The organism is Luteimonas sp. WGS1318 (assembly GCF_043187535.1).
Classification (GTDB): domain Bacteria; phylum Pseudomonadota; class Gammaproteobacteria; order Xanthomonadales; family Xanthomonadaceae; genus Luteimonas.
Genome location: NZ_CP171131.1, coordinates 1,671,708 through 1,694,896 on the forward strand (window position 1 = coordinate 1,671,708; position 23,189 = coordinate 1,694,896).

22 protein-coding genes and 2 tRNA genes are annotated in these 23,189 nt (G+C 69.3%); 12 read left to right on the plus strand and 12 right to left on the minus strand.

Annotated elements, in window-relative coordinates:
• Positions 1-3 precede the first annotated feature (3 nt).
• Positions 4-2,277, plus strand: a complete 2,274-nt coding sequence (locus ACF3M1_RS07725) for a thiamine pyrophosphate-dependent enzyme (protein ID WP_394004989.1) — start codon at positions 4-6, stop codon at positions 2,275-2,277.
• 48 nt (positions 2,278-2,325) lie between these two features.
• Here ACF3M1_RS07725 and ACF3M1_RS07730 read toward each other — a convergent pair whose 3' ends face one another.
• Positions 2,326-3,228 (minus strand): YgfZ/GcvT domain-containing protein, encoded by a 903-nt coding sequence (locus tag ACF3M1_RS07730; protein WP_394004990.1) that lies wholly within the window; start codon positions 3,226-3,228, stop codon positions 2,326-2,328.
• Here ACF3M1_RS07730 and ACF3M1_RS07735 point away from each other — a divergent pair.
• From ACF3M1_RS07735 to lolD, 10 genes are all read left to right on the plus strand, one after another.
• Positions 3,221-3,373 carry a DUF1674 domain-containing protein gene (locus ACF3M1_RS07735; RefSeq protein WP_394004991.1) on the plus strand — a complete coding sequence of 51 codons (153 nt, stop codon included), beginning with the start codon at positions 3,221-3,223 and terminating at the stop codon, positions 3,371-3,373. The genes ACF3M1_RS07730 and ACF3M1_RS07735 overlap by 8 nt on opposite strands.
• Positions 3,374-3,453: 80 nt before the next feature.
• On the plus strand, positions 3,454-3,849 hold the full coding sequence (gene sdhC, locus ACF3M1_RS07740; protein WP_394004992.1) for a succinate dehydrogenase, cytochrome b556 subunit: 396 nt from the start codon (positions 3,454-3,456) through the stop codon (positions 3,847-3,849).
• Entirely contained in the window at positions 3,846-4,265 is a 420-nt protein-coding gene (sdhD, locus tag ACF3M1_RS07745) for a succinate dehydrogenase, hydrophobic membrane anchor protein (RefSeq protein ID WP_394004993.1), read from the plus strand. The genes sdhC and sdhD overlap by 4 nt, the downstream gene beginning before the upstream one ends.
• 7 nt (positions 4,266-4,272) lie before the next feature.
• Positions 4,273-6,063, plus strand: a complete 1,791-nt coding sequence (gene sdhA / locus ACF3M1_RS07750; RefSeq protein WP_394004994.1) for a succinate dehydrogenase flavoprotein subunit — start codon at positions 4,273-4,275, stop codon at positions 6,061-6,063.
• 104 nt (positions 6,064-6,167) lie between these two features.
• The gene (locus ACF3M1_RS07755) at positions 6,168-6,950 is read left to right on the plus strand and encodes a succinate dehydrogenase iron-sulfur subunit (protein ID WP_394004995.1); all 783 of its coding nucleotides are present in this window, start codon (positions 6,168-6,170) and stop codon (positions 6,948-6,950) included.
• Between the two features lie 4 nt (positions 6,951-6,954).
• Positions 6,955-7,386, plus strand: coding sequence for an MAPEG family protein (locus tag ACF3M1_RS07760; RefSeq protein ID WP_394004996.1), 432 nt, complete (start codon positions 6,955-6,957; stop codon positions 7,384-7,386).
• On the plus strand, positions 7,379-7,639 hold the full coding sequence (locus tag ACF3M1_RS07765) for a succinate dehydrogenase assembly factor 2 (protein WP_394004997.1): 261 nt from the start codon (positions 7,379-7,381) through the stop codon (positions 7,637-7,639). Before ACF3M1_RS07760 ends, ACF3M1_RS07765 begins: the two co-directional genes overlap by 8 nt.
• 16 nt (positions 7,640-7,655) lie before the next feature.
• Positions 7,656-8,057 carry a hypothetical protein gene (locus tag ACF3M1_RS07770; RefSeq protein ID WP_394004998.1) on the plus strand — a complete coding sequence of 134 codons (402 nt, stop codon included), beginning with the start codon at positions 7,656-7,658 and terminating at the stop codon, positions 8,055-8,057.
• Between the two features lie 69 nt (positions 8,058-8,126).
• Entirely contained in the window at positions 8,127-9,368 is a 1,242-nt protein-coding gene (locus ACF3M1_RS07775) for a lipoprotein-releasing ABC transporter permease subunit (protein ID WP_394004999.1), read from the plus strand.
• Positions 9,361-10,104, plus strand: a complete 744-nt coding sequence (gene lolD, locus ACF3M1_RS07780) for a lipoprotein-releasing ABC transporter ATP-binding protein LolD (RefSeq protein WP_394005000.1) — start codon at positions 9,361-9,363, stop codon at positions 10,102-10,104. Before ACF3M1_RS07775 ends, lolD begins: the two co-directional genes overlap by 8 nt.
• A 262-nt stretch (positions 10,105-10,366) precedes the next feature.
• On the opposite strand, the gene ACF3M1_RS07785 is transcribed toward lolD, so the two are convergent.
• The 10 genes from ACF3M1_RS07785 to lexA form a co-directional block, all read right to left on the minus strand.
• Positions 10,367-11,236, minus strand: coding sequence for a DMT family transporter (locus ACF3M1_RS07785; RefSeq protein ID WP_394005213.1), 870 nt, complete (start codon positions 11,234-11,236; stop codon positions 10,367-10,369).
• 59 nt (positions 11,237-11,295) lie between these two features.
• A complete protein-coding gene (gene murB / locus ACF3M1_RS07790) occupies positions 11,296-12,324 on the minus strand; it encodes a UDP-N-acetylmuramate dehydrogenase (RefSeq protein ID WP_394005001.1) in 1,029 nt (342 codons plus the stop codon).
• Positions 12,325-12,331: 7 nt separating this feature from the next.
• Entirely contained in the window at positions 12,332-13,384 is a 1,053-nt protein-coding gene (locus tag ACF3M1_RS07795) for a quinone-dependent dihydroorotate dehydrogenase (RefSeq protein WP_394005002.1), read from the minus strand.
• A 1-nt stretch (position 13,385) separates the two neighbouring features.
• On the minus strand, positions 13,386-13,685 hold the full coding sequence (locus ACF3M1_RS07800; protein ID WP_394005003.1) for a DUF4190 domain-containing protein: 300 nt from the start codon (positions 13,683-13,685) through the stop codon (positions 13,386-13,388).
• Between the two features lie 208 nt (positions 13,686-13,893).
• Positions 13,894-15,429, minus strand: coding sequence for an aldehyde dehydrogenase family protein (locus ACF3M1_RS07805; RefSeq protein WP_394005004.1), 1,536 nt, complete (start codon positions 15,427-15,429; stop codon positions 13,894-13,896).
• 100 nt (positions 15,430-15,529) lie between these two features.
• Positions 15,530-15,606 (minus strand) — tRNA-Arg (locus tag ACF3M1_RS07810).
• Between the two features lie 54 nt (positions 15,607-15,660).
• Entirely contained in the window at positions 15,661-18,915 is a 3,255-nt protein-coding gene (locus ACF3M1_RS07815; RefSeq protein ID WP_394005005.1) for an error-prone DNA polymerase, read from the minus strand.
• On the minus strand, positions 18,912-20,333 hold the full coding sequence (locus ACF3M1_RS07820) for a Y-family DNA polymerase (RefSeq protein ID WP_394005006.1): 1,422 nt from the start codon (positions 20,331-20,333) through the stop codon (positions 18,912-18,914). Before ACF3M1_RS07820 ends, ACF3M1_RS07815 begins: the two co-directional genes overlap by 4 nt.
• A 194-nt stretch (positions 20,334-20,527) precedes the next feature.
• Positions 20,528-21,142 (minus strand): translesion DNA synthesis-associated protein ImuA, encoded by a 615-nt coding sequence (gene imuA, locus ACF3M1_RS07825; protein ID WP_394005007.1) that lies wholly within the window; start codon positions 21,140-21,142, stop codon positions 20,528-20,530.
• Between the two features lies 1 nt (position 21,143).
• Complete coding sequence (gene lexA, locus ACF3M1_RS07830; protein ID WP_394005008.1) at positions 21,144-21,752, minus strand: transcriptional repressor LexA; 609 nt, start codon at positions 21,750-21,752, stop codon at positions 21,144-21,146.
• Between the two features lie 187 nt (positions 21,753-21,939).
• Between lexA and ACF3M1_RS07835 the strand changes: the two genes are divergently transcribed.
• The gene (locus ACF3M1_RS07835) at positions 21,940-22,998 is read left to right on the plus strand and encodes an AI-2E family transporter (RefSeq protein ID WP_394005009.1); all 1,059 of its coding nucleotides are present in this window, start codon (positions 21,940-21,942) and stop codon (positions 22,996-22,998) included.
• Between the two features lie 112 nt (positions 22,999-23,110).
• Here ACF3M1_RS07835 and ACF3M1_RS07840 read toward each other — a convergent pair.
• Positions 23,111-23,186 (minus strand) — tRNA-Ala (locus ACF3M1_RS07840).
• Between the last annotated feature and the right edge of the window lie 3 nt (positions 23,187-23,189).

Below are 23,189 nucleotides of genomic sequence, written 5' to 3' on the forward strand. Positions count from 1 at the left end.
GCGATGTTCGCAGTCGTTCCCGACCCGATCCCGGCCCGCATGAAGGGCCTCAACCGCGCCGAGATCTGCGACGCGAATTTCCAGCAGTTCGTCCGCGAATGGGACGGCCCGCGCCGTTCGCCCCCCGCCGACGACGAGCGGATTCTCGACGGTAGCGCGCTCGATGCGCGCGGTTTCCGCGAACTGTTCGAATCGCAGCTGATCAGCCGCCATCTCGATCTGATGGCACGGGTGCTGCGTGTGCAGAACAAGGTCTTCTACACGATCGGCTCCAGCGGCCACGAGGGCAACGCGATGGTCGCGCGTGCCACGCGCCATACCGATCCGGCGTTCCTGCACTACCGCAGCGGCGGCTTCATGGCCGAACGCTTCCGCAAGCTGCCGGGCATGGATCCGGTCATGGATTCGGCGCTGTCGTTCGCCGCCAGCGCGGACGATCCGGCCAGCGGCGGCCGGCACAAGGTCTGGGGCAGCAAGCCGCTGTGGGTGCTGCCGCAGACCTCGACGATCGCCTCGCACCTGCCCAAGGCGCTGGGTACTGCGATGGCGATCGAGCATGCGCGGCGGATCGGTCGGCCGCTGCCGGTGCCCGAGGACAGCGTGGTGCTGTGTTCGTTCGGCGATGCATCGAGCAACCACGCGACCGCGCAGACCGCATTCAATGCCGCCGCCTGGGCCACCTACCAGGGCCTGCCGGCGCCGGTGTTGTTCGTCTGCGAGGACAACGGCATCGGCATCTCGGTGAAGACGCCCGAGGGCTGGATCGCGCGCAATTTCGCCCAGCGCGCGGGCCTGGACTACATCGCCGCCGACGGGCTCGATCTCGCCGCGGGTTTCGCCGACGTTCAACGCGCGGTCGCGCATTGCCGGCGCAGCCGTCGCCCGACGTTCCTGCATCTTCGGACGACGCGGTTGATGGGGCATGCGGGTACGGATTTCGAGATCGAGTGGCGGGCGCTCGACGAGCTGTGCGCTGTCGAGGCCAGCGATCCGCTGCTGCGCTCGGCCGCGATCGCACTGGAATCGGGTCTGCTGTCGGCCGACGACATCCTGGCGCTGTACGAGGCGACGCGGATGCGTTGTTTCGCTGCAGCCGAAGACGCGGATCGACGCCCGCGGCTCGGCTCGCTTGCCGAGGTGGTGGCACCGCTGGCCCCGTATTCGCCCGGGGCCGTAGAGGCCGAGGCGACGCGCTGCGTGGACGCGGATGCGCGCGCTGCCGTCTTCGGTGGTGACACGCGCCTGCCGGAGCGACAGCCGCCGCGGCATCTGGCGATCCAGCTCAACCAGGCCCTGCACGACGTGCTGCTGAAATATCCCGAGGCGTTGCTGTTCGGCGAGGACGTCGCGCAGAAGGGCGGTGTCTACACCGTCACCAAGGGCCTGCAGAAGGCCTTCGGTGGCCGCCGCGTGTTCAACACGCTGCTCGACGAGACGATGATTCTCGGCATGGCCCAGGGCTACGCGAACATGGGCCTGCTGCCGATGCCGGAAATCCAGTACCTGGCGTATTTCCACAACGCCTGCGACCAGATCCGCGGCGAAGCGGCCAGCCTGCAGTTCTTCAGCAACGGCCAGTACCGCAACCCGATGGTGGTGCGGATCGCGTCGCTGGGCTACCAGCGCGGCTTCGGCGGGCATTTCCACAACGACAATTCGATCACCGCGCTGCGCGACATCCCCGGCCTGGTGATCGGCTGCCCCTCGCGCGGCGACGACGCGGCGATGATGTTGCGCACGCTGATGGCGCTGGCCAAGGTCGATGGCCGGGTGTGTGCGCTGCTCGAGCCGATCGCGCTGTACATGACCAAGGATCTGTACCCCGGCGACGGTGCCTGGCTCACCGCCTATCCGCCGCCGGACCAGGCGCTGGCGCTCGGCGAGCCCCGGACCTACGACGATGCGGCGTCGGATCTGTTGATCCTGACGTTCGGCAACGGCGTGCCGATGAGCCTGCGCGCCGCGCGCGAGATCCAGGCCGAGCACGGCTGGTCGGTGCGCGTGGTGGACCTGCGCTGGCTGTTGCCGCTCAACGAGGCGGCCATTGCGCGCCACGCGGCCGAATGCGCGCGCATCCTCGTCGTCGACGAGGGCCGGCGCAGCGCCGGGGTAGGCGAGGGCATCATCACCGCGATCGTCGAAGCCGGACTGGGCGCAACGCCCTTGCGCCGGGTGGTCGGCGCGGACACCTACACGCCACTCGCCGGTGCGGCGCTGCTGGTGATTCCGGGCGAAGCCGACATCGTGGAGGCCGCACGCGCGCTCGCAGCGACCTGACGCGCCTGCGCCGGGTTACTGCTCGGGCGGTGCGTCACGTGGGACGGTTCAGCGGGCCAGGCCGTCGAGCAGGGCGACGGTCTTGACGTCCACGCCCGCCAGCGCGAGCGGCGTGCCGGCGCGCTCCAGCGGTAGCACAGCGAGCCGGATGTCCTGCGATCCGCAGACCACGCGTCCGATCACCTGGCCGTCCTGCTGGACATCGCCTGCAACCGTCGCTGCCTCCGCCGCCTCCGCTGCGCGCAGGGCCACCAGGCCACGCCGGACCTGGCCGAGGAAGTGTGTGCGGGCGACGATTTCCTGGCCCGGATAGCAGCCCTTGCGGACGCTGAAGGCGCGCAGCCGGTCAAGCGACAGCTGCTGTGGCGTCCAGGTGTCGGCCTGGTCGGCCGGCAGGCGCGGCAGGCCGAAGGCCATGTCCAGTGCCCGCCAGCGTGCGTGCGCGGCCGGATCGGACGGGGCGGGCGCGGTCATCGGCCCGAGTCGCAGCGTGCGCGGCCGGTCGTCGGTGCCCAGATCCAGTTCGATGACATCGCCGTCGACATGGGCACGGTCGCCACGCGCGAGCCCGGGCGCGCGCAGCGCTCCGGAGACGACACATTCGCCATGGACGCCGATGGCGACCTTGCTGCGGAAGACGAAGCGTTGCAGGGATGAGACGAAGCTCGCGGGATCCGCGTCGTGCAGCAGCACGTAAAGGGATTCGCTATCCCGACGCAGGACCGCGAACAATGCGATCACACGGCCCTTCGGGGTCAACCAGCCGCTCCAGTGCCATTGGCCGTCGTCGAGTGCGGCGACGTCGCTCATGAACTGGGCCTGCGCGAACGGGATCGCATCGCGGCCGGACAGGGTCACGACGGCGATGTCCGGAAGGGCGAAATGCGCGTCGCACGCAGTCTGCGGCTTGTCTGACATGGGGCTGGGAACTAGACTTGAACGGATGATCAACCCCGACATCATAGGCGAGGACGCGGAGACGCCGCAGGCGCCGATGCCGGTTCCCGCACCCGAGCCGGAAGTCGGCGGCCGTGACGGCCCCGAGCCGACGCGGTACGGCGACTGGGAAAAAAACGGGCGTTGCATCGATTTCTGATCCGTTGCGTCGCGTCTGACGAGCGGAATCGCACCATCAGCCACGCGGCGAGACGCCGCCAGCGAGGAGAGCAGCCAGCGATGGCACACCGCAACCGTCCCCTTTCACCGTTCATGCTGGGCACGCTGTACCGCCTGCAGATCACGTCGGTGATGTCCCTGATGCACCGGGTCACCGGCATCGTCGCGTCGATCGGCGCCTTCGGCCTTGCCTGGTGGCTGCTCGCGGTCGCCCAGGGCGGCGAAGCCTATGCATCGGCCGCCGCGTGCCTCGCATCGCCGCTGGGCATGCTCGCACTCGCCGCCGTCTCCTTCGCACTGGTCTACCACCTGCTCAACGGCATCCGCCATCTGATGTGGGATGCAGGCTGGGGCTTCGAGCTTCCGGAGGTCTATCGCTCCGGGTACACCGTGATCGTGCTGGCCGTCGTGCTGACCGCCGCGATCTGGTTCATCGCGTTGCGGGGTGGTGCATGAGCGAGACCAAGGCATCGGACGACGTCGTGCGTCCGCGTGATTTCCGCACGCCCGTCGGCCGTGCCCGTGGCCTGGGCTCGGGCAAGACCGGCACCGGGCATTTCTGGTGGCAGCGCGTCACCGCAGTGGCGCTGGTGCCGCTGGTCGCGTGGTTCGTCGGCACGCTGGTGTCGCTGGCCGGCGCAGACCTCGCGACCGTGCACACGGTGCTCGCGCGTCCGTTCAACGCAATCGCATTCGCGCTGTTCGCGATCGCGATGTTCTGGCACGCCAAGCTCGGCCTGCAGGTGATCATCGAGGATTACATCCACCAGCGCGCGCTGGAAATCACCCTGCAGCTCCTCGTCACATTCGCCTGCGCCGCCGGCGCGCTCGCATCGCTGTACGCGATTGCGCGCATCGCACTGCTGGGCTGAGAACCACATGACCAACGCTTACAAGATCACCGAACACACCTACGACATGATCGTCGTCGGCGCCGGCGGCGCCGGTCTGCGCGCGACCTTCGGCCTGGCCCACAAGGGCCTGCAGACCGCGTGTCTGACCAAGGTGTTCCCGACCCGTTCGCACACCGTCGCGGCCCAGGGCGGCATCTCTGCCGCGCTCGCCAACATGGGCGAGGACGACTGGCGCTTCCACTTTTACGACACGATCAAGGGCTCCGACTGGCTGGGCGACCAGGACGCCATCCAGTACATGTGCCGCGAAGCGATCCCCGCGATCATCGAGCTCGAGCACCAGGGCGTGCCGTTCTCGCGCACCGAAGAGGGCAAGATCTACCAGCGCCCGTTCGGCGGCATGACCACGCATTACGGCAAGGGAATCGCGCAGCGCACCTGCGCCGCGGCCGACCGCACCGGCCACGCCATCCTGCACACGCTGTACCAGCAGTCGCTCAAGCACGATGCGCGCTTCTTCATCGAGTACTTCGCGCTCGACCTGATCATGGACGAGGACGGCGCCTGCCGCGGCGTGCTCGCACTCGACATGGCCGAGGGCACGCTGCACCTGTTCCGCGCCCAGGGCGTGGTGCTGGCGACCGGCGGCTACGGCCGCGCGTACTTCTCCGCGACCTCCGCCCATACCTGCACCGGCGATGGTGGCGGCATGGCGCTGCGCGCCGGGCTCGGTCTGCAGGACATGGAGTTCGTGCAGTTCCACCCGACCGGCATCTACGGCGCGGGCTGCCTGATCACCGAGGGCGTGCGCGGCGAAGGCGGCATCCTGCGCAATGCTAACGGCGAGCGCTTCATGGAACGCTACGCACCGAATGCGAAGGACCTCGCCTCGCGCGACGTCGTCTCGCGTTCGATGACGATGGAAATCCGCGAAGGCCGCGGCGTCGGCGAGCACAAGGACCACATCCATCTGGACCTGACCCATCTCGACCCGAAGGAAATCCACGAGAAGCTCCCCGGCATCGCCGAGAGCGCGCGGATCTTCGCTGGCGTCGACGTCGAGAAGCAGCCGATCCCGGTGATTCCGACGGTCCACTACAACATGGGCGGCATTCCGACCAACTACCACGGCGAAGTCGTGCAGTTGAAGGACGGCAATCCGGATGCGGTCGTGCCCGGTCTGTACGCGATCGGCGAGGCCGCCTGCGTGTCGGTGCACGGCGCCAACCGTCTGGGCTCGAACTCGCTGCTCGATCTGGTGGTCTTCGGCCGCGCGGTCGCCAACCGCTGCGCCGAGACGATCACGCCGAACGCGCGGCACAAGCCGCTCGCGAAGGATGCCTGCGACAAGGCGCTCGCCAATCTCGATGCACTGCGCAACGCCACCGGCGGCACGCCGACCTCGGTGATCCGCGACAACATGCAGCGCACGATGCAGAACGACGCCGCCGTGTTCCGCACCAGCAAGACGCTGGCCGAGGGCGTGGAGAAGATCAAGGAGATCCATGCCTCGTTCGCCGACGTCAAGGTCAGCGACCGCTCGATGGTGTGGAATTCGGATCTGGTCGAGACCCTCGAACTGCAGAACCTGCTGGGCCAGGCCCTGGTGACCATCGTCTCGGCCGAGAACCGCAAGGAATCCCGCGGCGCGCACGCGCACGAGGATTTCCCGGACCGCGACGACGAGAACTGGCACAAGCACACGCTGTGCTGGCTCGACGACGCCGGCACGACCACCATCGACTACCGCCCGGTGCACATGTACACCCTCGACGACGAAGTCGAAGCGGTGCCGCCGAAAGCACGCGTGTATTGACGCCGTAATTGGTGATTCGTGATTGGTGATTCGTAAATGCCGAAGACGATGCGAATCCCGCTTTTCCGAATCACGAATTACCAATAACGAATCACGGACTCGAAATGGCCGAATTTTCACTCCCGAAGAACTCCAAGGTGCAGCAGGGCCGGCACTTCCCGGCCACGGGCGCCACGCGCACGCGCACCTTCAAGGTCTATCGCTGGAATCCCGATGACGGCCGCAACCCGTCGACGGACACCTACGAGATCGATCTCGACAAGTGCGGGCCGATGGTTCTCGACGCGCTGATCAAGATCAAGAACGAGATCGATCCGACGCTGACCTTCCGCCGTTCGTGCCGCGAGGGCATCTGCGGGTCGTGCGCGATGAACATCGACGGCACGAACACGCTGGCCTGCACCCGCGCCATCGAGGACTGCAAGAAGGCCGAGGTGCCGATCTACCCGCTGCCGCACATGGAAGTGGTCAAGGATCTGGTGCCCGACCTGACCCACTTCTACGCGCAGTACGCGTCGATCCAGCCGTGGATCCGCACCCAGAGTGCGGCACCGCCGGACCGCGAGCGCCTGCAGTCCAAGGAAGACCGCGCCAAGCTGGACGGCCTGTACGAATGCATCCTGTGCGCCTGCTGCACGACCAGCTGCCCGAGCTACTGGTGGAACGGCGACCGGTATCTCGGACCGGCCGTGCTGCTGCAGGCCTACCGCTGGATCATCGACAGCCGCGACGAGGACACCGGTGCGCGTCTGGACGATCTTGAAGATCCGTTCAAGCTCTACCGCTGCCACACGATCATGAACTGCGCGCGGACCTGCCCGAAGGGCCTGAATCCGGCCAAGGCGATCGGCGAAATCAAGCGGCTGATGCTGGCGCGTCGCGGCTGAGGCCGTGACGCCGTCGCAGACGGCGATGCTCTGGCCGGGGTTCGCCCTGGCCGGCCTGACCTTCGTGGTCATGGCCGAGATGTACCGTCGCCGGTTCCGGCAGATGCGCCGGGAACGCATCGCACCCGATGCCGTGGCGACGTCCGTGCAGTCCGCCGAGCGGCTCACCGACAGCGCCGCGAGCGACAATTTCCGCAATCTGCTGGAACTGCCGGTGCTGTTCTACGTGGCGCTGCTGCTGGCCCACGCGACCGATCAGGCCGCTGCGGATGTTCTGGTGCTGGCGTGGCTGTTCGTCGCGTTGCGCGTCGTGCATAGCGCCGTGCAGTGCATGGGGAATCGCGTCGTGCCCCGGTTCATCGCCTTCATCTGCGGCGCCCTGGTGCTGCTTCTGCTATGGGCACGGCTCGCCCTCGGAGTATTCGCCCATGTCTGACGACGACGCCCTCGAACTCCGCCGCCTGCGCTGGCGCTGCCGGCGCGGCATGCGCGAACTCGATCGCCTGTTCGAGCGTTGGCTCGACCAGCGCTGGGCGGTGTCACCCGAATCCGAACGCGTGGTTTTCCGACGGCTGCTGGACTGCGAGGACGATAGGTTGTGGAAGTGGTTCCTCGGCCACGAACGTCCCGACGATGCCGACCTCGACACCCTCGTCCAATCGATCCGCGCGCTTCCGCACGACGTCTGACGGAGCATCCGCGCGCGTGAGCTGGTGTCCGTCGCGACTGCTGATGGCCGCGCTCGCCGTGCTGACCGTCTGCGCCTGCCTGGCGACGCTGCTGTCCGAACTGCCGACGCCTCTGGCGTGGATCGCGATTCCGGGCCTGCTCATCGCGGGTGCCCGGATGATCCTGAGCGAATCGCGTCGGCCGCGCCGGGCACTGGTGATCGACGCCGGCGGCACGGTGCTTCTCGACGGCCAGCGTCTCGACGCTCCACGCCTGCACTGGCGCGGGCCGATCGTACGCCTCGACTGGCGCGAGGGCGGGCGACGGCGCTCGCTGATGTGGTGGCCCGACACGCTGCCGTCGCCCCGGCGACGTGAACTGCTTCTGGCCTCGGCCGCGCTGGCGACGCCACCGCGGGCGGAATCGATGGCACCATAGCCGTTGCCCGGCGGGGCCCCGGACGGCGAGCGACGCGCCGACAGCGCGCCGCCTCCATGACGGACCTCCATGCTCAGACCCATTCCTGCCGCCATCGGCCTGCGCTATCTGCGCGCCAAGCGCCGCAACGGTTTCATCTCCTTCATTTCCCTGGCGTCGATCCTCGCGATCGCGCTCGGCGTGACCGTCCTGATCACCGTGCTGGCGGTGATGAGCGGCTTCCAGAAGGAAATCCGCGACCGCATGCTCGGCATGGTCGCCCATGCGACGATCAGCGCCGACGGCGACACCCTGCAGAACTGGTCGCGCGCGATCGACGTCGCACGCGAGGATCCCCGTGTCGCGGGCGCCGCGCCCTACGTCGACACCCAGGCCCTGCTGCGCGGACGTCGCAACGAGCCGGCTGCGGTGCGCGCGATCTCGCCCGACGACGAGGTGCAGGTGTCCGATCTGGGCACCTCGATGGTCGTCGGTGAACTCGGCGACCTGCAGCCCGGCAGCTTCAACATCGTGCTCGGCCGTGAACTCGCGCTGTGGCTCGGCGTCGGCGTCGGCGACAGCGTCATCGTCACCACGGATTTCCAGGTCACGCCGATGGGCGCGGTGCCGCAGCTCAAGCGGTTCAACGTCAGCGGGATCTTCGAGGCCGGCTACCAGGATTTCGACCGGCGCCTGGCGGTGGTCAACCTGCAGGACGCCCAGCGGCTGCTGCGCATCGGCGAGGGCGTGACCGGCGTGCGTCTCAAGCTGCACGACATGGACCAGGCCCAGCAGGTCACCCGTGATCTGGTGCACCGCCTCGGCGGCGTCTACCGGGTCAGCGACTGGAGCAGCGAGAACGCCAACATGTTCCGGGCGCTGAAGCTGGAGAAGACGATGATCGGCATCCTGCTGTCGCTGATCATTCTGATGGGTGCGTTCTCGCTGCTCAATTCGCAGGTCATGCTGGTGACCGACAAACACGCCGACATCGCGATCCTGCGCACGCTGGGGCTCACCCCGGGCGGGGTGATGCAGGTGTTCATGGTGCAGGGCACGATGATCGGTGTGATCGGCACGGTGCTGGGCGTCTGCGGCGGTCTGCTGCTGACGTTCAACCTCGCGCACATCCTCCGCGCGATCGAGCAGACCTTCAACGTGGTGCTGATGCCCGAGGACGTCTATTACGTGACCGGTCTGCCGATCGACCTGCAATCCAGCGACGTGGTGATGATCGCGGTGATCGCGCTGGTGATGGCCTTCCTCGCCACCCTGTATCCGGCCTGGCGCGCGGCGCGCACCGCGCCGGCGGAGGCGCTGCGTTATGAGTGAGACCGTGTCCCAGGCGACGACGAACGACGTCATCGCGCCCTACGAGGGCGTGGTGCTGCAGGCCGAACAGCTCGGCAAGACCTACGCCGAGGGCTCGATGAAGACCCCGGTCTTCGACGGGCTGGAGTTCTCGGTCGAGGCCGGCGAGACCGTCGCGATCATCGGCGCATCCGGCGCCGGCAAGAGCACGCTGCTGCACCTGCTCGGCGGGCTGGACACGCCGACCAGCGGCGAGGTCTACGTCGCTGGCCAGAAGATGAGCGCGCTGTCGAACGCCGCGCGCGGCACGCTGCGCAACCGGTCGCTCGGCTTCGTCTACCAGTTCCATCATCTGCTGCCCGAGTTCACCGCGCTCGAGAACGTGATGCTGCCGGCGCTGCTCAACGGCACCCGCGATGCCGATGCGGATCGCCGTGCGCGCGGCCTGCTCACCGCCGTCGGGCTCGAGCATCGACTGGGGCACAAGCCCGGCGAACTCTCGGGCGGCGAGCGGCAGCGCGCCGCGGTCGCACGTGCGCTGGTCAATCGACCGGCCTGCGTGCTCGGCGACGAGCCGACCGGCAACCTCGACGAACGCACGGCGGCGACGGTGTTCGAGCTGATGCTCGAACTCAACCATGCCCAGCGCACCAGTCTGGTCCTGGTGACCCACGACCGGCGTCTGGCAGCCAAGCTCGACCGCGTGCTGGAACTGCACCAGGGCAAGCTGCGCGAGGTCGCAAAAGACGACCTTTGAGCTGAGATCTGTAGGCGCGCGCTCGTGCTCGCATCCCCTTTTCGGGGGCGCGCGAAGAGGCGTTGCCGTTCAAGCCCATCGCGCTAGGGAAGGTCTGAACACTCCCGCTTTTGGCCTTCATTCCCGCGAAGGCGGGAATCCAGCGTCTTTGGTGTTCAACGGCTTGAAGTCACTGGATCCCTGCCTGACCGGACTTGCGTCAGTTGAAAGCCGCGGGGATGACGGCAGTGGTTCAGACCTTCCCTAGCGTGCTCTTACAGCTCTATTCGCTCGGCTTCGCCGCTTGCGCGGGGCGCTGTGTCGCGGCGCGGCGCGCCAGCACCGCTTCGCGGTGCGCGATGTAGCCGTTGGCGCCGAAGACGATCGCCGCGCCGATCAGCGTCCACAGGTCGATCACCTCGCCGAACAGCCACCAGGCGAATACAACGACGATCGGCAACTGCACGAAGCTGATCGGCTGCAGCGCCGACACCTCGCCCAGGCGCAGGGCCCGCGTCCACAGCCACTGGCCCAGCGTGCCAAGCACGCCGGTCGCAACCAGCCACAGCCAGACCGTCGGGCTCGGCCAGACCCACTGGAACAGCGCGGGGATCAGCGACAACGGCACCCACAGCAGGTAGGTGTAGAAGACGATCGTATCGGGCGGGTCCAGCTTCGAGAGCTGCTTCATCTGGATCGCGACCACGGCCCCGAGCAGTGCGCCGATGACCGGCACCAGCATCGCCGCCGAGAACGCGACGCCCGGGCGCAGGATCACCAGCACGCCGACGAAGCCGGCGGAGACCGCCATCCAGCGCCGGATGCGCACCACCTCGCCGAGCCACAGCACCGCCGCGATCGTCGCGAACAGCGGCGCCGCATACGACAGCGAGATCGCCTGCGACAGTGGCAGGTGCCCGATCGCCCAGAACGCGCACAGCATCGAGCCGAGGCCGACGAGGGTGCGGACCAGATAGCGGCCGAGATTGCGCGTGCGCGGCAGTCCGCCACCGCTGCTGCGCAGCAGGATCGGCAGCAGGGCCAGAAGACCGAAGAAGTTGCGGAAGAACGCGACTTCGGTGGTCGGAATGGTGGCCGACGCGAAGCGGATCGTGATCGCCATCAGCGCGAATGCCGAGGTGCTGCCGAGCATCAGCAGCGCAGCCTGTCCCTGGGCGGTCGCAGGGCGCCAGCCGAGCAGGGCACGCGCACTCACCACGTCGCGCCGACGATCCGCGGTTCGGGTTCGAGGGCGACGCCGAAGCGCATCTGCACCGAGGCGGCGATGCGCCGCGCCAGCGCCAGCAGTTCGGCGCCCTGCGCGTGGCCGTGATTGACCAGCACCAGCGCGTGACCCGGCGCCACCCCGGCATCGCCGTCGCGATGACCCTTCCAGCCGCAGCGGTCGATCAGCCACGCGGCCGAGAGCTTGCGCAGGCCGTCGTCGACCGCGAACACCGGAATGCCCGCGTGCGCGGCCACCAGAGCCGCCGCCTGCGCGGCCGGCACGATCGGATTCTTGAAGAAGCTGCCCGCGTTGCCGATCACCGCCGGGTCCGGCAGCTTGCTGCGGCGGATGTCGATCACGGCCTCGGCCACGTCGATCGGGCGCGGCGCGGTGATGCCGCGCGCGGCCAGCACGTCGCGCAAGCCGGCATAGTCGAGCGTCGGCTCGGCGAAGCGATGCAGCGCGAACTCGACCCCGGTGACGATCCAGCGGTCGGGATGCTGCTTGAACACGCTGTCGCGATACCCGAAGCGGCACGCGGCCGTATCGAGCCGCACGACGTCGCGTGTGTGCCGGTCGAAGGCGTCGACCGCGATCACGTGCTCGCCGACTTCGACGCCGTAGGCGCCGATGTTCTGGATCGGCGCGGCGCCGACGGTGCCGGGAATCAGCGCAAGGTTCTCCAGCCCGCCCAGGTCCTGCGCCAACGTCCACAGCACGAAGCCGTGCCAGTCGGCGCCCGCGGCGGCGCGCACGACGACCCGCTCGCCGTCGTCGGACAGCACAGCGCGACGCGCGTCGGAAACCGTCAGCACATCACCCGCATCGCCGACGAACAGCAGGTTGCTGCCGCCGCCGAGCACCAGCGGCGGACCGTCGTCGAGAACGGCGAGCGCCTCGGGCATCGCGTCGGCATCGGCCACGTCGACCAGGCGGCGCGCAGTGGCCCGGATGCCGAAACTGTTGCGCGAGGTCAGGTCGGCCCGTTCGAGCACGCGAAAGGCGGGGGACATCGGCACGTCAGAGATTGGGCACGTTGCCGCGACTCGGGGCCTCGCGGCGTCGCCGGATCGCCTCCACGCAGTCGCCGATCAGTTCCGGGCCGCGATAGATCAAACCGGAATACACCTGCACCAGCGACGCACCGGCGGCGAACTTCTTCACCGCGTCGGCGCCCGACAGGATGCCGCCCACGCCGACCAGCGGAATGCTGTCGGGCAGACGCGTACGCAGCATGCGCAGCACCGTGGTCGACTTGTTCATCAGCGGCTCGCCGGACAGCCCGCCGGCCTCGCCCGCACGGCGGTCGGACTGCACGCTGATCCGCGACACGGTGGTGTTGGTGGCGATCACGCCGTCCACGTGCAGGTCCGAGAGCACGCGCGCCGCGGCTTCGATGTCGTCGTCGCTGAGGTCGGGCGCGACCTTCACCAGCACCGGCACCCGGCGGCCGTGCTGCGCGGCCAGACGCTCCTGGGCATCACGCAGCGTGCCGATCAGGCGCCGCAGCGCCTGCTCTTCCTGCAATTCGCGCAGGCCCGCGGTATTGGGCGAGGAGATGTTGACGGTGATGTAGTCGGCCAGCGGATACACGCGCTCCAGACAGAACAGGTAGTCGTCCGCCGCGTTCTCGTTGGGCGTGTCCTTGTTCTTGCCGATGTTGATGCCGAGGATGCCGTTGCGCTTCGCCCGCCCGACATTGCGGACCAGCGCGTCGACGCCCTGGTTGTTGAAGCCGAGACGGTTGATCAACGCGCGGTGGCGCGGCAGGCGGAACATCCGGGGTTTCGGGTTGCCGGCCTGGGGCTTCGGCGTGACCGTGCCCACTTCGACGAAGCCGAAACCGAGCGCGAACAGGGCATCGATATGCGCGCCGTTCTTGTCGAGCCCGGCAGCCAGGCCGACCGGGTTGGGGAAGCGCAGCCCGAACGCTTCGGTCGGCAGCGGCGCCGGCGGTTTGGCCAGCATCGGGACGAGTCCCGCGCGGTAGGCCACGTCCAGCGACGTCAGCGCCAGGCCGTGCGCGCGTTCGGCATCGAGCCGGAAGAGCAGGGGGCGCGCGAGTCCGTACACGTCAGGCGTTCACCGCGGCCAGCGCGAACAGGCCACCGAAGAACACCATGATCACCACCAGTGCGAGCAGGCCGAGGCCGATCGCCACGTAACCCAGAACCAGGCCGGTGATCGCAAGGCCGTCGCCTTCGTAGCGGTCCGGCGCGCGGCGGATTTCGCCACGTGCCAGATGCCCGGTCACGATGGCCACGATGCTGCCGATCAGCGGCAGCAGGCTCCAGCCGAGCAGGCCGGACACGAGGCTGACGATCGCCAGCGGGCTGGTCTGGCGGGCGGGGCCGGGTGGCAAGGGCGTACTCACGGGCGCACGGCTCTGCGAGCGGTCGAGGAGGCCAGACGCGCGCGCATCCGCAGCGTGTGCGGAGCGGACGGACAAGCTGGAATGCGCAGCACCATCGGCGGCGGCCCAGGACGAAGCGGGGGAGGCCCGATTATTCCAGAAGCGCCGCCGCGATGGGAGCACGACATGGCGACGGGGCGGAATGCCGCCGTCGCCGGGCCGGGTCGGCTCAGAGGTCGAACTTGATGCCCTGCGCCAGCGGCATGGAATCGGAGTAGTTGATCGTGTTGGTCTGGCGGCGCATGTAGGCGCGCCACGCGTCCGACCCCGATTCGCGTCCGCCGCCGGTTTCCTTCTCGCCACCGAATGCGCCGCCGATTTCCGCGCCGCTGGTGCCGATGTTGACGTTGGCGATGCCGCAATCCGAACCCCAGGCCGACAGGAACTGCTCGGAGGCGCGCAGGTCGGTGGTGAACAGCGACGACGACAGGCCCTGTGGCACGTCGTTCTGCAGGTCGATCGCTTCGTCCAGATCGCGGTACTTCATGACGTAGAGGATCGGGGCGAAAGTCTCGGTCTGCACGACCTCGGCATCGTTGGTCAGGCCACTGACCAGGGCCGGCAGCACGAAGTTGCCCTTGCGCTCGGTGAGCGCCTTGCCGCCGCTCTCGATCGTGCCGCCGCTGGCCTTGGCCTTTTCGATCGCGGCGAGATACGCCTGCACGCCGTCGCGGCTGTTGAGCGGGCCCATCAGGTTGGCGGCGTCGGTCGGATCGCCGATCTTCTTCTCGACCTGGGCGTAGGCGGTCTTCAGCTTGCCCAGCACGTCATCAAAGATCGACTCGTGCACGAACAGGCGGCGCGTCGTCGTGCAGCGCTGGCCGGCGGTGCCGACGGCGCCGAACACGATCGCCGGGATCGCCAGCTTCAGGTCGGCGGTGGGGTCGACGATGATCGCGTTGTTGCCGCCCAGCTCCAGCAGCGAGCGGCCCATGCGCTTGGCGACGCGCTCACCGACGTGGCGGCCAACCTTGGTCGAACCGGTGAAGCTGACCAGGGCGATGCGCTTGTCGTCGACGAAGGCCTGCGCGAGATCGCTGCCGGCATCGTTGAACAGGAAGAAGATGTCCGGGAAGCCGGCCTTGTTCAGCGCCTCGTTGCAGATCTTCATCGACGCGATCGCCGACAGCGGCGTCTTCGGCGACGGCTTCCAGATCGAGATGTTGCCGCACACCGCGGCGACCAGCGCATTCCAGGCCCACACCGCGACCGGGAAGTTGAACGCGCTGATGATGCCGACCACGCCCATCGGGTGCCACTGCTCGTACATGCGGTGGCCGGGGCGCTCGGAGTGCATGGTCAGGCCGTAGAGCTGGCGCGACAGGCCGACGGCGAACTCGCCGATGTCGATCATTTCCTGCACTTCGCCGTCGCCTTCCGGCTTCGACTTGCCCATTTCCAGCGCGACCAGCGAACCCAGCGCGTCCTTGTGCGTGCGCAGCGCGTCGGCGCACAGGCGCACGGCTTCGCCGCGGCGCGGGGCCGGGGTCTTGCGCCAGATCTTGAACGCCGCCTGGGCGCGCTCGACGATCAGGTCGTAGTCGGCCTGCGAGCTGGCCTGCACGCGGGCGAGCACGTCGCCGTCGGTCGGGTTGACGGGTTCGATGACGCCGGCGTCGCGGGTCGTCGACCACTCGCCGTTGCCGAGATACGTGCCCGATTCGTTGTCGGACAGGCCGAGCGCGGTGAGGACGGAATGGGTCATAGACGGAACTCCTGTTGAGCGCACGCGGCCGATGCGGGACCGGCGGCGTACGGAGGGACGCGGCGCGACGCGGCGCAGGGCCGGCAGGGACTGTCGCGGATGGTGACCCCGGCCCGATTCGAACGGGCGACCTGTCCCTTAGGAGGGGACCGCTCTATCCAGCTGAGCTACGGGGCCTAACTCGGCGATTTTCGCATGCGGCGTGGGCGAACCCCAAACACCGGCGCGGCGTCAATGAAAATCGCGGGATGCCAGCGGCATTCCGCCGAGAAGCGGGCTGAGATCGTGCAGATCGCCGGCGATCAGATGGGCCACGCCGTCGACGCGTTCCCAGCGGCCGCGTACGCCGAGCAGTTTCGACTCCAGCAATGCGCGGCGCCGCCGCATCGCCAGCCGGGCCCAGACGATGACGTTGATCATGCCGGTCTCGTCCTCCAGCGTGACGAAGATCGTGCCTTTCGCCGTCGCCGGACGCTGGCGCTGGGTGACCAGGCCGGCGACGTGCACGCCGCTGCCGTGCGGCCGGTGCTGCAGTTCGCGCAGGCCGACGATGCGGCGCTCGGTCATCTGCGCGCGCAGCAGCGCCATCGGGTGCGGGCCGAGGCTCAGGCCGAGCGTGCGGTAGTCGGACAGGATCTCGTCCCCGGTCGCCGGCGCGGGCAGGGCCACCCGGTCCTCATCCGGACTGCCCGGCAACAGCGGTCGGCGCTGCTCGATGCCGGCGACCGCCCAGCGCGCGGCGTTGCGGTGCCCGGCGAGGCCACGCAGCGCATCGGCTTCGGCCAGGACCTGGCGCGCCTTGGCGTCGAGGCCGGCGCGCTGGCACAGGTCGGCGAGGTCGGCGAAGGGCCGCTGCGCACGCGCAGCGACGATGCGTCGGGCCGCGTCTTCCGACAGCCCGGCCACCAGACGCAGGCCGAGCCGGATCGTGGGCTGTTCACCCGGATCGGCGTCGCTGCGCCAGCGTCGACCGCCGTGCAGCGTGCTGTCGTGGTCGCTGTGCAGCACGTCGACCGGCAGCACGTCGACCGGCGCTCGCACCGCGCTGCCGCGCCGCGCGTCCTGCACGATCTGGCTCGGCGAATAGAACCCCATCGGTTGCGCGTTGAGCAGGCCGCAGGCGAACGCGGCCGGTTCGTGGCGCTTGAGCCAGCAGCTGGCATAGACCAGTTTCGCGAACGAGGCCGCGTGGCTCTGCGGGAAGCCGTAGGAGCCGAAGCCCTTGATCTGCTCGAAGATCTGGTCGATGAAGGCGGAGGCGTAGCCCTTGGCTTCCATCAGTGTGCGGATGCGCACCCGGTGCGGCTCCATGTCGCCGCCCTGGCGCCAGGCGGCCATCGAGCGCCGCAGCTGGTCGGCCTCGTCGGCGCTGTAGCCGGCGTGGATGACGAGTTCCATCACCTGCTCCTGGAACAGCGGCACGCCGAGCGTGGGCCCGAGGATGTCCTCGACGCCGGCCGACGGATACGTCGGCGTTTCCTTGCCCTGCCGGCGGCGCAGGTAGGGATGGACCATGTCGCCCTGGATCGGGCCCGGGCGCACGATGGCGACTTCCACCACCAGGTCGTAGAACGTCGCCGGCTTGAGCCGCGGCAGCATCGCCATCTGCGCGCGCGATTCGATCTGGAACACGCCGACGGTGTCGGCGATCTGGATCATGGCGTAGGTGGCGGGGTCCTCGCCCGGGATCGTCGCGATCTCGTGGTCGCGCCCGCGATGGCCGCGCACCAGATCCAGCGTCTTGCGGATGCAGGTCAGCATGCCGAGCGCAAGGCAGTCGACCTTGAGCATGCGCATCGTTTCCAGATCGTCCTTGTCCCACTGGATGATCGTGCGGTCCGGCATCGCGGCGTTCTCGACCGGCACCACGGTGGAGAGCGGCGCGTCGCAGATCACGAAACCGCCGACGTGCTGCGACAGGTGCCGCGGGTGGTCGCGCAGCAGTTCGGTCACCAGCAGCACCTTTGAAATCAGCGGATTGTCGAGATCGAAGCCGGCCTCGGCGATGCGCTGTTCCATCGGCGTGTCGCCGTTGCCCCAGCCGTAGCAGTTGGCCAGCAGCGCGATCTGGTCGGGCGGCAGGCCGAAGGCCTTGGCGACGTCGCGCACCGCACTTTTTCCGCGATAGGCGATGACCGTGGCCGCAAGCGCGGCGCGTTCGCGGCCGTACTTGGCGTAGACGTACTGCAGCACTTCCTCGCGCCGTTCGTGCTCGAAATCGACGTCGATGTCGGGCGGCTCGTTGCGCTCCCTCGACAGGAAGCGCGCCATCAGCAACCGCGTCTCCACCGGATTGACCGCGGTGATGCCGAGCGCGAAGCAGACTGCCGAATTGGCCGACGAACCGCGGCCCTGGCACAGGATTCCGCGTGATCGCGCGAAGCGCACGATATCGGCGACGGTGAGGAAGAAGGCCTCGTAGCCGAGGCCTTCGATCAGCGCGAGTTCTTCATTGATCGTGGCGACGACCGCTGCCGGCGTGCCGGCGGGCCAGCGCACGCGCATGCCGGCCTCGGTCAACGCGCGCAGGTGCGTCGCCGGCGTTTCCCCTTCGGGCACCAGTTCGACCGGATAGCGGTAGGCGAGGTCCCGCCCCAGATCGAAGCGGCAGCGCTGGGCCAGCGCGACGGTTTCGTCCAGCAGCGCATGCGGATGGATGTTGCCAAGCGCGCGCCGGCTGCGCAGATGCCGCTCGCCGTTGCGGAACAGATGGGCGCCGCATTCGGACAGCGGTGTGGTGTGGCGGATCGCGGTCAGGGTGTCCTGCAGCAGACGGTCGCGGCGCCGCGCCATGTGCACGTCGCCGCTGGCGAGCGCGGGCAGCTCGAGCTGGCGCGACAGCGCCAGCAGTGTCTGCAGCCGGGCGCTGTCGTCGAGCTCGCGGTGCAGCTCGACGGCGAGTCGCGCCTGGGTGCCGAACACGGCGCGCAGCCATGCGCCCTGCGCGGCATCGGGCGTCGCGCCCGGCAGCCACAGCGCGAACACACCCGCAGCGTCGCCGCGGAAGCGGGCTTCGACATCGGCACGCTGCAGGCGGTAATGGCCCTTGCCGGCGGCGCGGCGGCCGGCGGTGATCAGTTCGCACAGCCGGGTGTACCCGGCCGCGTGTTCGACCAGCAGTACGAAGCGGGTGCCGTCGACGAGGGTGAATTCACTGCCGACGATCAGCGGCACACCGGTCGCGCGCGAGGCCTCCAGCGCACGCACGATGCCGGCCAGCGAACATTCGTCGGTGATCGCCAGCGCCGAATAGCCGCACTGCGCGGCGCGCGCGAACAGCGCTTCGGCGTTCGACGCGCCGCGCAGGAACGAGAAATCCGACAGGCAGTGCAGCTCGGCATACGCGGGCGCATCACCGCCGCCACGTTCGTGCACGACCTCGTCGTTGGCAGCGCCGTGCCGGCGCGCCGCGACCGTCCAAGCGCGCGGCGGACGGCCACCGGGCGTGTCGCGGTCGACGCCGTCGATCGCGTCGTCCCAGCTCATGCGAACCACCCGTGCAGCATCCAGCCGGTGTGTTCGCCAGGCGGCACGAAGGCCCAGGCGCGCTGGCCCTGGGTGGTTTCGACGATGTAGTAATCGCGGCGTGCGTCGTCGCCATCCCACCAGCCGCTTTCCAGGCGCTCGGGGCCGGACAGGATGCGCAGCCGGGAGTCGCGCAGCGGCACCGGTGTCGGCAGCAGCCAGGCGGGACGCTCGGGCCGCGGCGGCGCTGCGCGGGCCGGTGCTCCGGTATCACCGAACACGCGTGTCCAGGCGCGTTCGGGACGCGGATCGTCCGCCGGCGCGACCCGGTAGACGGCGTCGTCGCCCAGGCGTGCACGCAGCCGTTCGCGCAGCTGCGGCCACGGCATCGCCTGTTGCGGGCGGGTGTCGAACAGATCACGTGTGGCGGGCACGAACGGCGGCAGATGGCGTGCCACCAGGCCGAGCGCGAGCACCGGCGCATCGATCGCCACGCGCTCCAGCCGGCTGCGTGCCAGTTCGAACAGCATCGCCGGCGTGCGTTCGGCGGCGAGCAGGCCCACCTCGACATCGGTCCGTGCCTGCTCGTGTTCGAGCCGCAGCACGAAGCGCTGCACGCCGCCGTCGCGGATCGACAGATAGGTGCACAGATCGTTGATCAGCCGGCGCAGCGGGAACAGCAGCGCGGTGTGGTGCTCGACCTCGTAACCCAGTTCGACGCGGGCATCGAAATGATCGGGCGGTGCGTAGCACTCGAGGGGATCGTCGGCCTCGCCGTAGAGGCGGTCGACGTGGTCCAGCAAGGCCGGCCCGAACCGGCGACGCACGCCGTCGCGCGGCAGGGCGCGCACTGCGGCCAGCGTGCGCACGCCCATGCGCTGCAGCCGCTCGCCGGCATCGTCGGGCAGGGCAGCGCGACGCACCGGCACGGTGCCGAGCAGGGTCTGCAGCGCGGCGGGGCTGGTCACCGCGAAGCCGTCGCGCAGCCCGGCCAGCACGCGTGCCGCGCGCGGCGTCGGGGCCAGCGCGATGCGATGGCGGAAACCGAGGGCATCGAGTTCGTCGCGCAGCCGCCGCTCGAACCGCGGCCAGGGCCCGAACAGGCGGAAGCTGGCGCGCGCCTCGAGCACGATCGCACGCGGCCACTGCCGGCTGACCAGTGAACTGTGGCGATAGGCCCAGGCGGCGAGGAAGCGGTGCCAGTGCGCCTCGGCCTGCGGGTCGTAGTCGACGGTGCGCACGTCGGTCAGCAGCGCATGCGCGGCCGACAGCCGCATGCCGGGCTTCAGGCCGGCGCCTGCGGCCGCGGCGTTGACCGTGTGCAGGCTGCGCAGTTGTGCCGGGCCTTCGACCAGCGCCAGCGGCGGGTCGGGATCAGGCAGGCGCCGGAGAACGGCGTCGAGCGCCAGCTGCGGCACGAGGATGCAGGCCCAGAGCATGAGGCCGGCTCAACAGGGGCGCGTGCGCGCGGAGCGCCGGAGGCGAGGCGGCACCGGCATCGGAGGTGCGTCGCGTCCATCGGGGCTGCTGCATCGCGTGGCGGCGTGCCGGCGCGTCGCTGGCGCATGCGGCATGCGCACGGCACAGCCCTCCGGAACGAAGGCGGCGGCGATGGAATCGACGCGTCGCGGCATCAGTGCGCCAACCGCAGGGCCATCGCCGGTGGCTGTGCGCCGCGACACTTGCGCACCTGCCAGGCGCCGTCGTCGGGCCGGTATTCGATGCGCAGCGCGGCCGGCGACGCATTGACCGCATGCCGGCGGTCGCGCAGCGCGAAGGCGCAGCCGCCGCCGGTATCGGCCGCGACCTGCAGGCGGCGCAGCAGCCGGTCGTCGGCGGTCTGCGGCCAGCCGATCGCGGCCGCGCAGGCGGCGCTGCGCAGGCATTGTTCGAACGCCCACAAGGCATCGCGCGGGGCGGCCTCGACGATGTCGAGACAGGCCAGGTCGATGCCGGCGGCCTGCCAGGCGGGGGCGTAGGGCACATAGGGCGGGGCGATCAGCACGACGCGCTCGCCGGCGGCGGTCATGCGGGCCAGGGCCGGCATCAGCAACGCGAGTTCGCCGACGCCGTCGGCCGGCAGCAGCAATTCGGTCAGCGCGCCGCGGGGCCAGCCGCGTTCGGGCAGCACCGCGTCCAGCGCGGGGAATCCTGTCGGCTCGCCGGTATCCACGGCCTGGGCGCCGCGGCCGGCGTGCCAGACCGTGCGTGCGGCGAGCAGGGCATCGAGGGGCTGCGCCGCGGCCATGTCAGCCCTGCCGCACCAGTCCGCAGAACAGCCCTTCGATCGCGAAGTCGGCACCGGCCGGTACACGGATCGGCGCGTAGGCGGGGTTGCGCGGCAACAGCTGCAGGCCGTCGCCAGCGAGCGCCAGCCGCTTGATCGTCAGTTCGCCATCGAGCCGGGCCACCACCGTCTGCCCGTCGCGCGCATCGGCGCTGCGGTGCACGCCGACCAGGTCGCCGTCGAGGATGCCGTCGTCGATCATCGAATCCCCCTCGACCCGCAGCAGGTAGTCCGGCCGCAACTCGAAGACACCGCGGTCGAGCCACAGCTGCCGGTCCAGGCCGATGTCGGCGCCGATCGGCATGCCCGCCGCGACGCGGCCGAGTACCGGCAGCATCAGAAGATCCGGGCGGACCGCGGCGCCGCCGGGCAGGCGCAGGCCGCGTTTCTCGTGCGGACGCGCTTCCAGCAGGCCGGCCTCGGTGAGCGCGCGCACGTGCTTCTGCGCGGCATTGCGCGAGGCGAAGCCGAACTGCGCGGCGATCTCGGCCAGGCTGGGCGGCCGGCCGGCGGCCAGCTGTTGGCGGATGAAATCGAGCACGGCAGCGCGCTGTGGGGGCAGGGTGTCCATGGTGTACATTTGTACACCTTCGGCCCGGATCTGGCGAGTCCGCTGAGCCCGGGTTTCGATCCGTCAGGCGTGACGCCGGGCCTGAATGCACGACCTGCACGGCCGGTGTGGGACAACGCGGTCCCGTGATCGATCGTCCGCGCCCGTGCCTGGGCCCTCGCGTCGACGCGCTTCTCGTCCGGATTCCATGTCGCTGCCTCCCGATCTTTCCCGTTTCACCCGTCAGGTCCTGATCGTCATCGCGCTGGTCGCGGCCCTCGTCCTGCTGTGGGCGCTGCTGCCGGTGCTGATGCTGGTGTTCGGCGCGATCGTGTTCGCGGCCATGCTGCTGTCGCTGTCGCATCTGCTGCAGCGAGTGCTGCCGGTATCGCATGGCATCGCCCTGGGGATCGTGCTGGTGGTGCTGTCGAGCGGGCTCGGGCTGCTGCTGTGGCTGTTCGGTTCCCAGGTCTCGCGCGAGGTCGTCACGCTGGTCGAGGCGCTGCCGCCGGCCTACGAGCAGTTCCAGGACTGGGTGGAGGAGACCACCGTCGGCAGCCTGCTCGCCGAACAGATCGACACCCTGCGCAACAACGTCGGCCGCATCGCCACCAGCGCCGGCGCGATGGCGATGACCTTCTCCAGCGGGCTGATGAATCTGCTGCTGGTGTTCATCGGCGCGATCTACATCGCGGCCCAGCCCGGCATGTACCGGGCCGGGCTGCTGCAGCTGGTGCCGAAGTCGGTCCGCGACGTCAGCGCCGACGCGCTCGACAGCAGCGCGCGTGCCTTGCGTCTGTGGCTGGGCGGCCAGCTGGTGGCGATGGCGGTGGTGGCGGTGCTGACCGGCATCGGGCTGTGGCTGCTCGGCGTGCCGGCCGCGTTCGCCCTCGCATTGATCGCATTCCTGCTCGATTTCGTGCCGATCATCGGGCCGATCGCCGCGGCCATTCCCGGCATTCTTCTCGGCTTCACCGTCAGTCCGCAGGTCGGGCTGGCCACAACCGCGCTCTACATCGTCATCCAGCAGATCGAAAGCAATCTGCTGCAGCCGCTGATCCAGCAGCGCGCGGTGGAACTGCCGCCGGCGCTGCTGCTGTTCTCGCTGCTGGTGTTCGGCTCGCTGCAGGGCTTCGCCGGTCTGCTGCTCGCCGCGCCGCTCACGGTGGTGCTGTACGTACTGGTCAAGCGTCTGTACGTGCGCGAGCTGCTGGACACCGAGACGGTGATTCCCGGCGAATCCGGATCGGACAAGGCCGGCCACTGACGCCGCACTGCGCGCGCCCGAGTGGCGCGCGTCATGCTGATAAGCGCGCGACACGCACTGCACACAAAGAAACACCCCGGAAAGCCTGCGCTTTCCGGGGTGTCCAGTTTCGTGGTGGAGCGGAGGGGGATCGAACCCCTGACCTCCACGATGCGAACGTGGCGCTCTCCCAGCTGAGCTACCGCCCCACG

Coding starts and splice junctions, on each gene's coding strand:
- sdhD (WP_394004993.1), top strand. CDS start 3,846: ATGAGCGAGACCAAGGCATCGGACGACGTCGTGCGTCCGCGTGATTTC.
- sdhA (WP_394004994.1), top strand. CDS start 4,273: ATGACCAACGCTTACAAGATCACCGAACACACCTACGACATGATCGTC.
- ACF3M1_RS07775 (WP_394004999.1), top strand. CDS start 8,127: ATGCTCAGACCCATTCCTGCCGCCATCGGCCTGCGCTATCTGCGCGCC.
- murB (WP_394005001.1), bottom strand. CDS start 12,324: ATGTCCCCCGCCTTTCGCGTGCTCGAACGGGCCGACCTGACCTCGCGC.
- ACF3M1_RS07785 (WP_394005213.1), bottom strand. CDS start 11,236: ATGCTCGGCAGCACCTCGGCATTCGCGCTGATGGCGATCACGATCCGC.
- ACF3M1_RS07815 (WP_394005005.1), bottom strand. CDS start 18,915: ATGAGCTGGGACGACGCGATCGACGGCGTCGACCGCGACACGCCCGGT.
- lolD (WP_394005000.1), top strand. CDS start 9,361: ATGAGTGAGACCGTGTCCCAGGCGACGACGAACGACGTCATCGCGCCC.
- ACF3M1_RS07755 (WP_394004995.1), top strand. CDS start 6,168: ATGGCCGAATTTTCACTCCCGAAGAACTCCAAGGTGCAGCAGGGCCGG.
- sdhC (WP_394004992.1), top strand. CDS start 3,454: ATGGCACACCGCAACCGTCCCCTTTCACCGTTCATGCTGGGCACGCTG.
- lexA (WP_394005008.1), bottom strand. CDS start 21,752: ATGGACACCCTGCCCCCACAGCGCGCTGCCGTGCTCGATTTCATCCGC.
- ACF3M1_RS07820 (WP_394005006.1), bottom strand. CDS start 20,333: ATGCTCTGGGCCTGCATCCTCGTGCCGCAGCTGGCGCTCGACGCCGTT.
- imuA (WP_394005007.1), bottom strand. CDS start 21,142: ATGGCCGCGGCGCAGCCCCTCGATGCCCTGCTCGCCGCACGCACGGTC.
- ACF3M1_RS07765 (WP_394004997.1), top strand. CDS start 7,379: ATGTCTGACGACGACGCCCTCGAACTCCGCCGCCTGCGCTGGCGCTGC.
- ACF3M1_RS07725 (WP_394004989.1), top strand. CDS start 4: ATGTTCGCAGTCGTTCCCGACCCGATCCCGGCCCGCATGAAGGGCCTC.
- ACF3M1_RS07835 (WP_394005009.1), top strand. CDS start 21,940: ATGTCGCTGCCTCCCGATCTTTCCCGTTTCACCCGTCAGGTCCTGATC.
- ACF3M1_RS07805 (WP_394005004.1), bottom strand. CDS start 15,429: ATGACCCATTCCGTCCTCACCGCGCTCGGCCTGTCCGACAACGAATCG.
- ACF3M1_RS07735 (WP_394004991.1), top strand. CDS start 3,221: ATGATCAACCCCGACATCATAGGCGAGGACGCGGAGACGCCGCAGGCG.